Here is a 14,806-nt window from a genome sequence, read left to right as displayed (position 1 = left end):
CTTAAATTTGCTTGACTTTAACAGAGAGTTTGCGATTTTCTTTCTTGCTGGACTGCTTGTAGAGAATCAAGATCCGGCCGATTTTCTGTACCGTATCCACTCCGATTTCTTCTTCCAGAATCTCAGCGACCTCGTGAATATTTTCATCCGTATTCTGCAAGAGCGTGACCTTAATCAGTTCTCGCGCATCCAGTGCCTGACGGACGCTGGTTTTGATTTGGTCATTGAGTCCATTTTTCCCTATCTGAATGATAGGTTTGAGACTATGTGCCTGACTGTTGAGAAAGGCGCGTTGTTTTGATGTTAGTGTCATGTTCTTCTATAAGGCTTGAGACAGTTGGGACCTACTTTTTCCCCACTGTTCATGGCCTTTTCCTTCCTTATTTTAAGGGGATTTGTTCCCCTTTGTTTCTTGAGTATTATATAATAGCTTTCCGAGTGACAACCGCCACACCCTCTGGCGCCCAGCCGACTACGCGGGCAGGACCACTGACACGAATCCAGCCCAGACCAGAGAAGACGATATCTGTCTTGTCCTTGATGGTAAATTCATGTTTGACCAAGGCTGGAAATTCTTCTTTTTCCTTGCCAACTGGCGGCACCAAGAGACTGCCGACATGCTTGTCATAAAAGTCGCTGGCACCTTCCAACTTAGTCCGGTGGAGCTTGAGCTCATTGTCAAAATAAGCTGTGAATCCCTGCTTGTCGCCTGCCACAAAGTCGAAACGACCTAAACCACCCAAAAAGAGAGTTTGCTCTGGATTGAGCTGGTAGGTTTTGGGCTTAATTTCCTTTTTGGGGCTGACATATTTGAGATTCTTAGCAGAAAGATAGTGAGCCATTTGATGACGATGGATGATGCCCGGTGTATCATAGATATGACTGCCATCCGCCAAAGGAATCTCGATTTTATCCAGAGTCGTGCCTGGAAAGCGCGAAGTCGTAATGACATCCTTATCACCCGTGATTTCCTGAATGATGGCGTTAATCAAAGTGGACTTGCCCACATTGGTCACGCCGACCACATACACATCACGTCCCTTGCGGCAATGCTCGATTTTGTCAATCAAAACCTTGATTGCCTGCTTGTTTTGAGCAGAGGTCAGAATGACATCAACTGGACGCAGGCCTTCTTCGTGAGCTCGCTCCGTCAGCCATTGGGTCACCTTGCTATCCTTGACCGACTTAGGCAGAATATCCTTTTTGTTCCCGACTAAGAGAACGTCATTTCCTGCGACAAATCGAGGCAGGCCAGGAATGACCGACCCATTAAAATCAAAAATATCGACAACATTGACGACCAAAGCATCGCTATCTCCAACCTCATGCAGAAGTCGCAGAAAGTCATCATCCGTCAGCTGGACATCGCTGATTTCATTATAATGGCGCAGGCGGAAACAGCGCTGGCAATAGAGTTCGCCTGTCTCCAAGCCTTTTTCTAGAGCTGACTGGGGCGTGTAGCCTAGCTGGCTCTTGTCTTCTGTCTGAATAGTGGCTCCGCAGCCGATACAGAGAAGTTCTTCCATTCTTTCTTAAATTCCTTTTTTGTATTGAATTGGGCCGTATTTTTCAGTGATTTTCTTGAGCACACGGCGTTCACGCGCCCGATTGATCTGGGTCTTGATAGAGTCATGCTCGACCAGCGGTTTGACCAAAATCGAACGAATCCCGGCCCGATGAGCAGCCCGAATATCCGTCATGAGCTGGTCCCCCACCATGACCACTTCATTTTTTTCAAAATGAAAAAGCTTGAGCGCCCGGTCAATGCCCCAAGTGAAGGGTTTCATGGCCCAGTAGATATAGTCAATTTCAAACTTTTCAACAGCCCGCTTGACCCGTTTTTGGTTATTATTGGACACCACGATAATCCGAATGCCAGCATCCCGCAAATCATGGAGCCACTTCTTCATCTCTGGGGTTCCATCAGGATTATTCCAAGCAATCAGGGTGTTATCCAAATCCACCAAAACCGCTTTGATACCCTGTCTTTTCAAACTCTCTACTGTCAAATCGTAAACTGCCTCGACCGCAAAGTCTGGCATATAATCTTCAATCGCCACATCTCTCTCCAAACATTCGTATTCTCATTATTATAGCAAAAATAACTGTTTTTTGCACCACTGAGTTTATCCATTTATGAAAAATCAGCATTTGCCTTACCTTACTCTACCAATCCAAAAAAACAGCCACTTTCCAGTAGCTGTTTTAGCGTGTTTTAATAAACTGTCTTCTCTGTTTCGAAATCGAAGAAATGCGCCTTGTTCAGGTCAAAGCCAAGGTCAATACCCGCACCTGTCTGCAGGTAATCACGAGCATCTACACGCGCGATAAACTCGCTGTCGCCAACTTGGCAGTAAAGGTGAGACTCAGAACCTAAGAGCTCAGAAACAGAAATTGTCGCATGTACGACAGAGTCTGGGAAAGTCTCTAAGAAGGCAGGTTCGGTATTGATGTCTTCTGGACGAATACCGAAGATCAATTTCTTGCCGTCGTAGCCCTTCTCACGCAGAACTTTCAGAGTTCCTTCTGGCACTTTCAAGCACAAACCATCGGCAGTAATTTCATCGCCATTGAGTGTAACCGTGATGAAGTTCATAGCTGGGCTACCGATGAAACCGGCCACAAACTTGTTGACTGGATTGTTGTAAACTTCCTGTGGGCTACCGATTTGCTCCACTCGACCAATCGTTCCAGTTCCCGCAGGGTTCTTGGTTGCAGACATGATAACAATGCGATCCGCAAGCGTCATAGCTTCTGTTTGGTCGTGGGTAACGTAGATGGTGGTTGCTCCGATACGGCGGTGAATCTTGGCAATCTCAGCTCGCATAGATACCCGCAATTTAGCATCCAAGTTTGACAAAGGCTCGTCCATTAGGAAAACCTTTGCATCACGCACGATGGCACGACCCATGGCAACACGCTGACGTTGACCACCAGAAAGGTCTGCTGGTTTACGCTCCAAGAATTCCTTCAAACCAAGGATTTCAGCCGCTTCTTGCACACGTCTATCAATATCTTCTTTGCTGTACTTGCGCAGTTTCAGTCCGAAAGCCATATTGTCATACACCGTCATGTGCGGATAGAGGGCGTAGTTCTGGAAGACCATGGCAATATCGCGGTCTTTCGGTGCGACATCGTTGACAACCTTGCCATCAATCGAAGCTGTTCCTTCTGTGATGTCCTCAAGACCTGCAATCATGCGCAACGTTGTGGATTTCCCGCATCCTGACGGACCGACAAAGACGATAAATTCCTTGTCCTTGATGTCCAAATTAAAGTCTTCAACAGAATAGTGCTCACTGTTTGGATACTTCTTATAAATGTTTTTCAGATTTAACTCAACCATAAGTTCCCCTTTATTTTATATAAAAATAATTGCCTCTGAAACATCCAAGCGTTTCAAAGCGCTTTCATAATGACATTATATCCTTTTTTAAAGATTATTTCAAGTATTTATTCAAACGTTTGCACAATTTTTTAAAATAATTTTTAAAGCCAGCTTAAAGGAAGAAAAAAATGCCTGTCTACTACTCATTCAACCCACTTTCGACATGAAAATATATGCCCCTTCGGCTAACAAAGCGAAAATAACTTTGTAGCTTTTAAATCTAGTTTAAAAAAGTATCTTTACAACTCTTTTTAAAAATTTCTGAAATTTACATTCTTTTAAAATATGATAAAATATGATTAGAAAGTAAATTATATTTATTTCATGATAAATACTGGATAACCCACCTTAAAAACAGTGCCGGAGGAATTTATGTCAGGGAAAAACAAAAGGATGACGACGGTCTCTCCTTGTTTGCAAAAAATCATCAACTGGTCGTCTATTATTGGTGCTGTTGGTACCCTTGTTTTCTGCATTTGGGCATATTTTGCTGGTATTCTGAAATCCAAAGAAACCCTGTCTGCCTTTATCCAGCAGGCTGGAGTCTGGGGGCCGCCCCTCTTTATTTTCTTGCAGATTCTGCAGACAGTTGTGCCCGTTATTCCCGGAGCGCTGACCTCAGTTGCCGGTGTCTTTATCTACGGTCATATCGTAGGAACCATTTATAATTATGTCGGCATTGTCATCGGCTGCGCGATTATCTTTTACCTAGCCCGCACCTATGGTCCCGCCTTTGTCCAATCTGTCGTCAGCAAGCGCACCTACGACAAATACATTGGCTGGCTAGATAAGGGCAATCGCTTTGACCGCTTCTTTATTTTCATGATGATTTGGCCCATCAGTCCCGCAGATTTTCTCTGTATGCTGGCGGCTCTGACCAAGATGAGTTTTAAGCGCTATATGACTATTATTCTCATCTGCAAGCCCTTCACCCTTGTCATTTATACCTACGGACTGACCTATATCATTGACTTTTTTTGGCAGTTGCTATCAAAATAAACCCAGCCAAAGAATTTCTAGAATAATTTAGTAAACCTTAAAGAGTACAAAAAAACAACGAGCAAATTCTGTTTGGGGATGAAAAACCATTCGAATTTGTTCGTTATTTGCTTTATAAGAGACCTTTTTTCTTTTCTAAAACCAGATCTTTAAGAGAAATCAATAGAACAGCAATTAATATCATGGCCATGCCTGCAAAATCAATCAGATAAAAACGCTCATGCATAATCGCAAAAGCAAAAAAAACTGCTGATATCGGCTCAACAGCTGCCAGCAGACTGGATTTTACCGGACCAACCAAACTAGCCCCTTTAAGAAATAAAGTATAAGCAAGAATCGTACCAATCAAGATAATGCCCGCTAAGGACAAATAGACTTCCATTGATAATTTCCAGTGAAAATGCAGTAAACCACTAAAAGGTGTCAGCGCACTTCCTGCCATCATCATCCCAATTCCGATGACCGGAATACTGCCCCAAGTCTTAATCAGCTGAATCGGAATTAGAATATATAAAGCATAGGTAAAAGCTGCAAAAAGCCCCCAGAAAAGGCCTGCCGGCGTAACTGTCAGCTGATTTAACTGGCCATGTGTCGCTATCAAGAATGTTCCGCCGATTGCTAAAATGATGGATAAAAGTTCTGTCAGAGTTGGAGCCACTCGGTCTTTGATACAAGTATAAGCCAAAATCCCAACTGGACAGACATACTGCAAAACTGTAGCTGTTCCAGCATTGCTTTCGGAAATAGACTTTAAATAAGAAAACTGATTCAGCAGAAGACCGAACAAAGCAAAAAGCAAAATGGACCCCAGCGTCTGTTTGTCCCTCAGCATGCCCTTTAGCTTCTCCCTGTCTGTCACAAACAAATACCCCAATAAGAGCCCACCAGCCAGCAAGAGCCGAATATTAGTCAGGACTAAGACTGGAAAACCCTGTTCCATCAAATATTGACCGCTGGTTCCCGACAGCCCCCAAGCAATTCCGGCAATCAAGGTCAAAATCGTTCCTTTTGTTGTATTTGACATCCCAAATATCTCCTTTTCATCCTAAAATTGTAACACAAAAATTCGGCCAAAACGACCGAATTGACTATATTTTGAGGAGCTATTTCTCTAGTCGAAATCCATGCGATTAATAGACAATTGCAGTCCTTGATCAACCAGCTTTGCCAGTAGGCGATGTAAAAAATGAATACCTGGAGTTTTCATATTGTAGTACCCCAGCATATAAGCTTTTGAAGTCACTTTTATTCTGTCCGACCAGTTCAACTCCTTCTGCGGATTGTTGACATAGAAAAGCCCACTGACATGCGGCATAGCCATATTTTTTAATATTTTTGACATCATTAACTTTAAGCCTAGCTTCCCTACACTGTCAAACACTAAACAGCCACCCAGATACCTTTCGGAAAGTTCAATAACCAGCTTCTTGACTTCATTTTGGGGGAAATAGTGAAAAACGCCAGCAGCCAGCAAAATAATTCCTTAAGAAGCATCAATCCTATCCATCCAGGAATAATCTTTTAAGTCACAAGAAATAGTCGTTTCTCGCTCATGCTCTTTCATTAACTGCTTGCGAACAGATATAACATCTGGAAGATCAATATTTACGATGTGACACAAGCCATTATCACATGCTTTGCCCGTCTCATCCAGACCACAGCCAAGGTTTACTACCGTCGCTTCTGGATACTTTTTCAAGTAATGCTGAATCTCCCACATCATGTCTAATTGCCGCATAGCAGCTTCTAGAGCACCAAATTCATAAAAGAAGGAATTTCTCTTTTTCTCCAGTTGGGAAAAATCATAGTCTAATCTCTGGCATAATGTCTGCGCAAATTCATCTCTATAAAGGGCAGGAAATTTTTCAGAACACATTTTTCTTCCATACAAAGGAATAATCAACGTTTCTTGAACTGTATTTTTCTCGATAACTATCTTTTCTAATGTCATATAAATACCAATTGCACTTATTTAGACTAATGCTACTCTACATTTAGTTATTGTTCGAAGGTGATGGCAGAGGTTCATGCTCTCCTCAGAAGCTTCATGACAAGACATTGGCTTCAAAGTTTCCACATTTCCCTTCTCCCTTCCTTATATAAGTAGGATTCGTCGGAAATTATTATACCACTTCTAAGCAGCCTTTTCTACTTTCCATGATACTCCGAGGATCACAAGCCTTTATTAATGCGAAATTCTTTGCAGCAAAAAAGCCGTAAGAATTCATCTTCCGGCTCTATCTACAGTATAAATAAACTGTTTCGTTTCAATTAGTCTTCATTTACGAAAGGCATCAAAGCCATTACGCGAGCGCGTTTGATAGCTGTTGTTACTTTACGTTGGTTTTTAGCTGAAGTTCCAGTTACACGACGAGGAAGGATTTTCCCACGTTCTGAAACGAAACGGCTAAGAAGCTCAGTATCTTTGTAATCAACATATTCAATCTTGTTTGCTGCGATGTAATCAACTTTTTTACGGCGTTTGAATCCGCCACGACGTTGTTGAGCCATATTCTTTCTCCTTTATTATTCTAGTTTTTCCCTTAGAAAGGCAGATCATCATCTGAGATGTCCATTGGATTTGAGTTGCCAAAAGGACTTTCATCACGAGAAAAGTTTGGTACTTGGTTAGACAACGAACCAGCGTTACCATAGCTTGGTGCAGAATTCCCGCCGAAGCTATTGCTGCCATACCCACCTGAAGACTGACCTTCGCGGCTAGCTCGGCTTTCCAGAAGCTGGAAATTGTCCGCTACGACTTCTGTAACATAAACACGCTGACCTTGCTGATTTTCGTAGTTACGCGTTTGAATACGGCCTGTAATTCCGATCAGGGCTCCTTTTTTAGCCCAATTTGCAAGATTTTCTGCCTGCTGACGCCAGATGACAACATTGATAAAATCTGCTTCGCGCTCGCCACTTTGGTTCTTAAAGTTGCGATTGACAGCCAGAGTAAAGGTTGCGACCGCTTGATTTTGCGGAGTATAGCGAAGCTCGGCATCTCGGGTCATCCGACCCACAAGTACAACGTTATTAATCATGAGTCTACCTTCTTAAGCGTCAAGTTTGACGATCATGTGACGAAGAATGTCAGTGTTGATTTTTGAAAGACGGTCAAACTCTTTAAGAGCTACGTCTTCGTTTGCTTCAACGTTCACGATGTGGTAAAGTCCTTCACGGAAATCTTGGATTTCGTATGCAAGACGACGTTTTTCCCAGTCTTTTGATTCAACAACAGTTGCACCGTTGTCAGTCAAGATAGAGTCAAAGCGTGCTACCAAAGCGTTTTTAGCTTCTTCTTCAATGTTTGGACGAATAATATAAAGAATTTCGTATTTTGCCATTGATTTTTCCTCCTTTTGGTCTAATGACCCCGAGACTTTGCAAGGGGTAAGTGAGGTTTGCTCACAAATAATAATTATAACAGACTTTCAGAGGAATAGCAAGAGAAATTTTTGAGATTGATAAAACTCTCCCTGTCACCAGAGAGAGTCCGAAAAATACGATTCGATTGTATAGTGATTAGACAATCCGACCTTGGTCGACAACTAGTTTTCCAGTCTTGTAGACCTGATGGGTCAGGTTGGTAGCAAAGAAATAAAGTGGGTAGTCGATATTCTTGGCATCCAAGATGGTGATGTCGGCCTGCTTGCCAGTGTCAAAGCTACCAATCTTATCTTGGCGGTTGACTGAGTAGGCAGCATTGATGGTTACAGCATTTAGAACTTCCACCGGTGTCAGGCGCATCATAAAGCATCCTAGCTGCATCACAAACTGCAGGTTGGCCGTTGGGCAGGAGCCCGGATTACTGTCGGTGGTCAAGGTAATAGCCATGCCAGCCTCCAGCATCTTGCGAGCTGGCGCATAGGTATCTTCCATCAGACTGAAGGTCGTTGCTGGCAGAAGATTCCCGATAACCTTGGCTTCTGCCATCTTGCGGATGCCTTCATCAGTCGCCATCATCAGATGCTCTGCACTCGTTGCTCCCAGCTCAGCTGCGACATCTACTCCACCGATAGACTCGATTTCATCAGCATGGATGCGGAGCTTGAAGCCCATTTCCTTAGCTTTAGAAAGCAGGTAACGTGACTCGTCAGCTGTAAAGACGCCTTTTTCACAGAAAATATCACAGAATTCAGCTAGATTTTCTGCCTTTACCCGAGGCAGCATTTCCTCGACGATGAGCTCCAGATATTCCTGAGAGCGTCCCTTGTATTCTGGTGGAACGGCGTGGGCAGCCATAAAGGTCGAAACTAAATCAATATCATGGTCACGGTCCAGAGCCCCAACGACATCTAGCTGGCGCTTCTCTGTTTCCCAGTCCAAACCATAGCCACTCTTGGCCTCAACAGTCGTCACCCCATGTAGCAGCATATAGTCCAGTAGCCTCTTAGACTTATCGTAGAGAGTGTCAAAAGAAGCTTCTCGAGTTGCCCGAACCGTACTGAGAATCCCGCCGCCTTGGGCAAGAATATCTAGATAAGAAACACCAGCTAGCTTCTTAGCAAACTCATGCTCCCGGCTGCCGCCGTACACTAAGTGGGTGTGGCAATCAATCAAACCAGGTGTAGCGATCTTTCCTTCAAAAGACTTGATCTGGGTCTCTGGTCCAACCAAGCTGGCATCCGGCTCACCGCTGCCGACTGCTAGGATTTTGCCGTCTTTGACTGCAATATAGCCGTCTTTTAAGACCTGAGCTTCTTTCATCTCTGCACCAAAAAGGGGATGTCCGAGATCCTTGGGACAGAATACTTGATTAAAGTGAGTTAATAGTAAATCAGCAGTCATGCTTGTTCCTCCGTTTCGTTTTCCAACATACTTGCTTTTCATCATAATACACTATCGTCAAATTATAGTCAAAAGCTTGTAAAAGATAGGAGCCCCGCTTTTTTTACTGTTTTTGTCATTTTCTTGACTCTTTATGGACGGGAGTCTTATAGAATATAGGAGAAAGATATTTTACACTTGACTAAAAGGAGGATTTTTCATGTCATACTTTAGCGAAAATGAAATTGCAGCAGCAATGACCGTCAAATTAGACGATGTACTACCTGAAAAAACGGTTTTCCAAGAAGGCATCCGCCGAGCACCTGACCGGGGCTTCCGTTTGACGCAAGCTCAGACCGAAATTGCTCTTAAAAATGCCCTTCGCTATATTCCTAAGAAATTCCACGAAGAAGTGATACCTGAATTTTTAGAAGAATTGAAAACTCGCGGACGGATTTATGGCTACCGCTGGCGGCCAAAAGAACGCATCTACGGTAAACCAATTGACGAGTACAAAGGAAACTGTACTGCAGCCAAAGCTATGCAGGTTATGATTGACAACAACCTGAGCTTTGAAATCGCTCTTTATCCTTATGAATTAGTCACTTATGGAGAAACTGGTTCTGTCTGCGCCAACTGGATGCAGTACAATCTAATCATGAAATACTTAGAAGTCATGACCGACCACCAAACCTTGGTCGTGGAATCTGGCCATCCTCTTGGACTCTTCAAGTCCAAACCAGAAGCTCCTCGTGTTATCATCACCAACGGCCTCTTAGTCGGTGAGTACGACAACATGAAGGACTGGGAAATTGCAGAAGAAATGGGCGTGACTAACTATGGTCAAATGACAGCCGGCGGCTGGATGTACATCGGCCCTCAAGGTATCGTCCATGGTACTTTCAACACTCTCCTCAATGCTGGACGCTTGAAACTAGGTGTAGCTGATGATGGCGACCTGACTGGTAAACTCTTCATCTCTTCTGGTCTGGGCGGCATGAGTGGAGCTCAAGGGAAAGCAGCCGAAATTGCTAAAGCTGTAGCAATCGTGGCAGAGGTAGACTATTCTCGGATTGAAACTCGTCACTCCCAAGGCTGGATTAGCCAATTGGCTGAAAGTCCGAAAGAAGCTATCGACTTGGCTCAAAAAGCTCTGGAAGCTGGCGAATCAACTTCTATCGCCTATCATGGTAACATCGTAGACCTCTTGGAATATGTCAACGAGAACAATATCCATGTAGATCTGCTGTCTGACCAAACTTCTTGCCACAATGTCTATGACGGTGGCTACTGCCCGGCTGGTATCAGCTTTGAAGAACGGACACGCCTCCTAGCTGAAGACAAGGAAACCTTTGCTAAGTTGGTTGATGAAACATTGGAACGTCACTTCAAGGCAATCAAGACCTTAACTAGCAACGGTACCTACTTCTTTGACTACGGTAATGCCTTTATGAAAGCAGTCTATGACTCTGGCATCAAGGAAATTTCTAAGAACGGCTTTGACGACAAAGACGGCTTCATCTGGCCATCTTATGTAGAAGATATCATGGGCCCAATGCTCTTTGACTATGGTTATGGTCCTTTCCGTTGGGTATGTCTGAGCGGTAAGCATGAAGATCTAGTCGCTACTGACCATGCAGCTATGGAAGTAATCGACCCTAACCGCCGCTACCAAGACCGCGACAACTACAACTGGATCCGTGATGCAGAAAAGAACCAGTTGGTTGTTGGAACTCAGGCTCGCATTCTCTACCAAGACTGTATGGGACGCGTCAATATCGCCCTAAAGTTCAATGAATTAGTACGCGAAGGCAAGATTGGCCCTGTCATGATCGGCCGTGACCACCACGACGTATCTGGTACGGACTCTCCATTCCGTGAAACTTCTAATATTAAGGATGGTTCTAATGTAACCTGCGACATGGCGGTTCAATGTTACGCTGGTAATGCAGCCCGTGGTATGAGTTTGGTAGCTCTCCACAACGGTGGTGGAACTGGTATCGGTAAGTCTATCAACGGTGGTTTTGGCTTGGTACTGGACGGCAGCGAACGCATTGATGAAATCATCAAATCTGCTATCGCTTGGGATACCATCGGCGGAGTTGCACGTCGTAACTGGGCTCGCAATGAGCATGCTATCGAAACAGCTATCGAGTACAACCGTCTCCATGAAGGAACAGACCACATCACTATTCCGTACTTAACTGATGAAGATTTAGTCAAAGAATCTGTTAAGAAATTGTTCGAATAGGAAAAACTTGTCTCCCCACTTCCAACCTGGGCTGGGCTCAGCCTAGCTCAGGAGGAGGTTCTGCTTTATTAAGTTCATATTATAAATTAAAATTATTGATATCACGAGGTAATATCTTATGGCAAAAATTGTTGAATGTATTCCTAACTTTTCTGAAGGCCGCAACCAAGCGGTCATTGACGGTTTAGTGGAAACAGCTAAGAGCGTGCCAGGAGTGACACTTTTGGACCACTCTTCTGATGCCAGCCACAACCGCAGCGTCTTTACCTTGGTCGGTGATGACCAAAATATTCAGGAAGTTGCTTTCCGTTTGGTCAAATATGCTTCTGAAAATATTGACTTGACCAAGCACCAGGGCGAACACCCTCGTATGGGCGCAACTGATGTCCTGCCTTTTGTACCGATTAAGGACATCACAAGTGAGGAATGCGTAGAAATTGCGAAGACTGTATCTGAGCGGATCAACCGTGAGCTCGGTATTCCTATCTTCCTCTATGAAGATGCAGCGACTCGTCCTGAGCGTAAGAACTTGGCCAAGGTTCGTAAAGGACAGTTTGAAGGCATGCCAGAAAAACTCTTGGAAGCTGACTGGGCACCTGACTACGGTGAAAGAAAGATTCACCCAACTGCTGGTGTCACTGCTGTCGGAGCTAGAATGCCGCTCATTGCCTACAACATCAACTTGGATACAGACAATCTAGAAATTGCCAACAATATTGCCAAAATCATCCGTGGATCAAGCGGTGGCTACAAGTACTGTAAAGCTATCGGCGTTATGCTGGAAGACCGTAACATTGCCCAGGTTTCTATTAACATGGTCAATCTGGAAAAATTCCCGCTCTATCGCGTCTTTGAAACTGTTCGCTTTGAAGCCAAGCGCTATGGAGTTGGAATCCTAGGCTCAGAAGTCATCGGTTTGGCTCCAGCCAAGGCTTTGATTGATGCAGCTGAATACTATCTGCAAATCGAAGACTTTGACTACGGCAAGCAAGTTCTGGAAAACCATTTGCTGGGCTAGGAGGACAGAAACCTATGAAATTAGTAGATTTAAGTTTGACAGAATTCGCCCAAGTCCTAGGCTCAGATGCTCCTGCACCAGGAGGCGGCTCTGCCGCTGCTCTTTCAGCAGCTAACGGGATTTCCCTAACCAAAATGGTTTGTGAATTGACCCTTGGCAAGAAAAAATACGCAGAATTTGAAGCAGAAATCGCTCAAGTACACGCAGAAAGCGACCGCCTACAAGAAAGCTTGCTCGCAGCTATTGACAAGGACACTGAAGCCTTTAATCTAGTCTCGGCCGTCTTTGATATGCCTAAGGAAACAGAGGAAGACAAGGCTGCCCGTCGTGAAGCGATGCAACAAGCCCTCAAGGAAGCGACCAAGTCACCTTATGGCATGATGGAAGACATCTTGGCTGCCCTGCAAACAACTCAAAAGGCCGTCGGCAAATCCAATACCAATGCTGCTAGCGACCTAGGCGTGGCAGCTCTGAATCTAAAGGCTGGCCTGCAAGGTGCTTGGCTCAATGTCCTCATCAACCTGTCAGGTGTCAAGGATGAAGCATTCGTCGCAGATTACCGCAGCAAGGGGGAAGAACTCCTACAAAAAGGCTGCTCTCTAGCCGATGAAATTTATCAAGAAATTTTGAAAGTTGTCTAATAGATAAACGGAAGAGAAGTCCACTCTTTCTAGGAATGGACTTCCTTTTCTCAAGAGGTAACAATATGGTTTTATCAGATATTGAAATTGCGAATTCGGTTCAAATGAAGCCCATCAAAGAGGTGGCAGAAAAGCTAGGAATTGCTGAAGATGCCTTGTCTCTTTATGGAAATTACAAGGCAAAAATCAGTGCCAGCCAGCTGGAAGCCCTCAAAGACAAACCAGACGGCAAACTGATTCTCGTGACAGCTATTTCTCCGACACCAGCAGGAGAAGGCAAGACGACAACTTCTGTCGGATTGGTCGATGCTCTGGCTGCTATAGGTAAAAAAGCCGTTATCGCTCTACGGGAGCCTTCACTCGGACCTGTCTTTGGTATCAAAGGCGGAGCTGCTGGCGGTGGTCACGCTCAGGTGGTGCCGATGGAAGACATCAACCTCCATTTCACTGGTGACTTTCACGCCATCGGTGTTGCCAACAACCTACTGGCGGCCCTCATTGACAACCATATCCACCATGGAAATGCCTTAGGCATCGACTCTCGCCGCATCACTTGGAAGCGGGCTGTGGATATGAATGACCGGCAACTTCGCCACATCGTAGACGGCTTGCAAGGCAAAGTCAATGGTGTTCCACGTGAAGATGGGTTTGACATCACAGTTGCTTCTGAGGTTATGGCTATTCTCTGTCTGTCAGAAAATATTACCGACCTCAAGAACCGTTTGGAAAAGATTATCATTGGCTACAGCTTTGAAGGTAAGCCAATAACTGCTAAGGATCTGAAAGCTGGTGGCGCTATGGCCGCTGTGCTCAAAGACGCTATCCATCCAAACTTGGTTCAAACTCTGGAACACACACCAGCCTTGATTCATGGCGGACCTTTCGCCAACATTGCTCATGGCTGTAACAGTGTCCTAGCTACCAAGCTGGCTCTCAAATATGCCGACTATGCAGTCACAGAAGCTGGTTTTGGTGCCGACCTCGGTGCTGAAAAGTTCATTGATATCAAGTGTCGTACATCTGGTCTTCGTCCATCGGCGGTAGTTCTGGTTGCTACCATCCGCGCTCTCAAGATGCATGGTGGTGTAGCTAAGAGCGACCTGGCTGAAGAAAATGTCCAAGCCGTTGTAGATGGTCTGCCAAACTTAGAAAAACATCTGGAAAACATTCAAGATGTTTATGGCCTGCCAGCAGTCGTTGCCATCAATAAATTCCCGCTGGATACCGAAGCAGAATTGCAAGCAGTTTATGACGCCTGCCAAAAACGTGGAGTTGACGTAGTGATTTCCGACGTTTGGGCAAATGGCGGAGCCGGCGGTAAAGAGTTGGCTGAAAAAGTCGTTGAACTGGCCGAAGGAGACAATCACTTCCAATTTGTATATAATGAAGAGGACTCCATTGAAACCAAACTGAACAAAATTGTTACTAAGGTCTATGGAGGCAAGGGCGTTCGCCTGACTCCTGCCGCTAAACGCGAGCTCAAACAACTGGAAGAGCTAGGCTTCTCCAACTATCCTATCTGTATGGCTAAGACGCAGTACTCCTTCTCAGACGATGCTAAGAAACTGGGCGCTCCTAAAGACTTTGTCGTGACTATCAGCCAGCTCAAAGTTTCTGCTGGTGCAGGCTTCATCGTTGCTCTGACTGGTGCAATCATGACCATGCCAGGACTGCCTAAAGTACCAGCCAGCGAAAAGATTGATGTTGACAAAGACGGCAATATCAGCGGTTTGTTCTAATAA

16 protein-coding genes are annotated in these 14,806 nt (G+C 44.7%); 5 read left to right on the top strand and 11 right to left on the bottom strand.

Features of this window, described 5'->3' with window-relative positions:
* Position 1 precedes the first annotated feature (1 nt).
* The 4 genes from yhbY to FZ952_RS03020 all read right to left on the bottom strand — a co-directional run bounded on the left by yhbY (position 2) and on the right by FZ952_RS03020 (position 3,346).
* A complete protein-coding gene (yhbY, locus tag FZ952_RS03035) occupies positions 2 to 313 on the bottom strand; it encodes a ribosome assembly RNA-binding protein YhbY (RefSeq protein WP_002896287.1) in 312 nt (103 codons plus the stop codon).
* Between the two features lie 106 nt (positions 314 to 419).
* Positions 420 to 1,526: a ribosome biogenesis GTPase YqeH gene (yqeH, locus tag FZ952_RS03030; RefSeq protein ID WP_148880548.1), complete on the bottom strand. Its 1,107-nt coding sequence runs from the start codon at positions 1,524 to 1,526 to the stop codon at positions 420 to 422.
* Between the two features lie 6 nt (positions 1,527 to 1,532).
* Positions 1,533 to 2,060, bottom strand: a complete 528-nt coding sequence (locus tag FZ952_RS03025; RefSeq protein ID WP_187423856.1) for a YqeG family HAD IIIA-type phosphatase — start codon at positions 2,058 to 2,060, stop codon at positions 1,533 to 1,535.
* Between the two features lie 155 nt (positions 2,061 to 2,215).
* A complete protein-coding gene (locus FZ952_RS03020) occupies positions 2,216 to 3,346 on the bottom strand; it encodes an ABC transporter ATP-binding protein (RefSeq protein WP_037616069.1) in 1,131 nt (376 codons plus the stop codon).
* Positions 3,347 to 3,760: 414 nt separating this feature from the next.
* Here FZ952_RS03020 and FZ952_RS03015 point away from each other — a divergent pair, with 414 nt between their 5' ends.
* Complete coding sequence (locus FZ952_RS03015; protein WP_148880547.1) at positions 3,761 to 4,387, top strand: TVP38/TMEM64 family protein; 627 nt, start codon at positions 3,761 to 3,763, stop codon at positions 4,385 to 4,387.
* 112 nt (positions 4,388 to 4,499) lie between these two features.
* Here FZ952_RS03015 and FZ952_RS03010 read toward each other — a convergent pair whose 3' ends face one another.
* The 7 genes from FZ952_RS03010 to hutI form a co-directional block, all read right to left on the bottom strand.
* The gene (locus FZ952_RS03010; RefSeq protein ID WP_148880546.1) at positions 4,500 to 5,411 is read right to left on the bottom strand and encodes a DMT family transporter; all 912 of its coding nucleotides are present in this window, start codon (positions 5,409 to 5,411) and stop codon (positions 4,500 to 4,502) included.
* A gap of 87 nt (positions 5,412 to 5,498) precedes the next feature.
* Entirely contained in the window at positions 5,499 to 5,861 is a 363-nt protein-coding gene (locus tag FZ952_RS11640; RefSeq protein WP_222861956.1) for a hypothetical protein, read from the bottom strand.
* A 9-nt stretch (positions 5,862 to 5,870) separates the two neighbouring features.
* Positions 5,871 to 6,338 (bottom strand): class I SAM-dependent methyltransferase, encoded by a 468-nt coding sequence (locus tag FZ952_RS11635; RefSeq protein WP_222861955.1) that lies wholly within the window; start codon positions 6,336 to 6,338, stop codon positions 5,871 to 5,873.
* A gap of 320 nt (positions 6,339 to 6,658) precedes the next feature.
* Positions 6,659 to 6,898: a 30S ribosomal protein S18 gene (gene rpsR / locus FZ952_RS03000; RefSeq protein WP_000068664.1), complete on the bottom strand. Its 240-nt coding sequence runs from the start codon at positions 6,896 to 6,898 to the stop codon at positions 6,659 to 6,661.
* A gap of 32 nt (positions 6,899 to 6,930) precedes the next feature.
* A complete protein-coding gene (locus FZ952_RS02995) occupies positions 6,931 to 7,428 on the bottom strand; it encodes a single-stranded DNA-binding protein (protein ID WP_148880545.1) in 498 nt (165 codons plus the stop codon).
* 12 nt (positions 7,429 to 7,440) lie between these two features.
* A complete protein-coding gene (gene rpsF, locus FZ952_RS02990; protein WP_148880544.1) occupies positions 7,441 to 7,731 on the bottom strand; it encodes a 30S ribosomal protein S6 in 291 nt (96 codons plus the stop codon).
* A 178-nt stretch (positions 7,732 to 7,909) separates the two neighbouring features.
* The gene (gene hutI / locus FZ952_RS02985) at positions 7,910 to 9,175 is read right to left on the bottom strand and encodes an imidazolonepropionase (protein WP_148880630.1); all 1,266 of its coding nucleotides are present in this window, start codon (positions 9,173 to 9,175) and stop codon (positions 7,910 to 7,912) included.
* 199 nt (positions 9,176 to 9,374) lie between these two features.
* On the opposite strand from hutI, the gene FZ952_RS02980 reads away from it, so the two are divergent.
* The 4 genes from FZ952_RS02980 to FZ952_RS02965 all read left to right on the top strand — a co-directional run bounded on the left by FZ952_RS02980 (position 9,375) and on the right by FZ952_RS02965 (position 14,803).
* Positions 9,375 to 11,405 (top strand): urocanate hydratase, encoded by a 2,031-nt coding sequence (locus tag FZ952_RS02980; RefSeq protein ID WP_148880543.1) that lies wholly within the window; start codon positions 9,375 to 9,377, stop codon positions 11,403 to 11,405.
* Positions 11,406 to 11,523: 118 nt separating this feature from the next.
* On the top strand, positions 11,524 to 12,423 hold the full coding sequence (ftcD, locus tag FZ952_RS02975) for a glutamate formimidoyltransferase (protein WP_101771756.1): 900 nt from the start codon (positions 11,524 to 11,526) through the stop codon (positions 12,421 to 12,423).
* A gap of 14 nt (positions 12,424 to 12,437) precedes the next feature.
* Positions 12,438 to 13,064, top strand: coding sequence for a cyclodeaminase/cyclohydrolase family protein (locus tag FZ952_RS02970; protein WP_148880542.1), 627 nt, complete (start codon positions 12,438 to 12,440; stop codon positions 13,062 to 13,064).
* A 65-nt stretch (positions 13,065 to 13,129) separates the two neighbouring features.
* Positions 13,130 to 14,803 carry a formate--tetrahydrofolate ligase gene (locus FZ952_RS02965; RefSeq protein ID WP_148880541.1) on the top strand — a complete coding sequence of 558 codons (1,674 nt, stop codon included), beginning with the start codon at positions 13,130 to 13,132 and terminating at the stop codon, positions 14,801 to 14,803.
* Positions 14,804 to 14,806 lie beyond the last annotated feature (3 nt).

Origin of the sequence: Streptococcus sp. Marseille-P7376 (assembly GCF_902460385.1) — a bacterium.
GTDB classification, from domain to species: Bacteria; Bacillota; Bacilli; order Lactobacillales; family Streptococcaceae; genus Streptococcus; species Streptococcus sinensis.
The sequence above is the reverse complement of the archived record's forward strand: the minus strand, read 5'-3'. Positions and strand labels throughout refer to the sequence as shown.

Coding starts and splice junctions, on each gene's coding strand:
- yhbY (WP_002896287.1), bottom strand. CDS start 313: ATGACACTAACATCAAAACAACGCGCCTTTCTCAACAGTCAGGCACAT.
- yqeH (WP_148880548.1), bottom strand. CDS start 1,526: ATGGAAGAACTTCTCTGTATCGGCTGCGGAGCCACTATTCAGACAGAA.
- FZ952_RS03020 (WP_037616069.1), bottom strand. CDS start 3,346: ATGGTTGAGTTAAATCTGAAAAACATTTATAAGAAGTATCCAAACAGT.
- FZ952_RS03015 (WP_148880547.1), top strand. CDS start 3,761: ATGTCAGGGAAAAACAAAAGGATGACGACGGTCTCTCCTTGTTTGCAA.
- FZ952_RS03010 (WP_148880546.1), bottom strand. CDS start 5,411: ATGTCAAATACAACAAAAGGAACGATTTTGACCTTGATTGCCGGAATT.
- FZ952_RS11635 (WP_222861955.1), bottom strand. CDS start 6,338: ATGACATTAGAAAAGATAGTTATCGAGAAAAATACAGTTCAAGAAACG.
- rpsR (WP_000068664.1), bottom strand. CDS start 6,898: ATGGCTCAACAACGTCGTGGCGGATTCAAACGCCGTAAAAAAGTTGAT.
- FZ952_RS02995 (WP_148880545.1), bottom strand. CDS start 7,428: ATGATTAATAACGTTGTACTTGTGGGTCGGATGACCCGAGATGCCGAG.
- rpsF (WP_148880544.1), bottom strand. CDS start 7,731: ATGGCAAAATACGAAATTCTTTATATTATTCGTCCAAACATTGAAGAA.
- hutI (WP_148880630.1), bottom strand. CDS start 9,175: ATGACTGCTGATTTACTATTAACTCACTTTAATCAAGTATTCTGTCCC.
- FZ952_RS02980 (WP_148880543.1), top strand. CDS start 9,375: ATGTCATACTTTAGCGAAAATGAAATTGCAGCAGCAATGACCGTCAAA.
- ftcD (WP_101771756.1), top strand. CDS start 11,524: ATGGCAAAAATTGTTGAATGTATTCCTAACTTTTCTGAAGGCCGCAAC.
- FZ952_RS02970 (WP_148880542.1), top strand. CDS start 12,438: ATGAAATTAGTAGATTTAAGTTTGACAGAATTCGCCCAAGTCCTAGGC.
- FZ952_RS02965 (WP_148880541.1), top strand. CDS start 13,130: ATGGTTTTATCAGATATTGAAATTGCGAATTCGGTTCAAATGAAGCCC.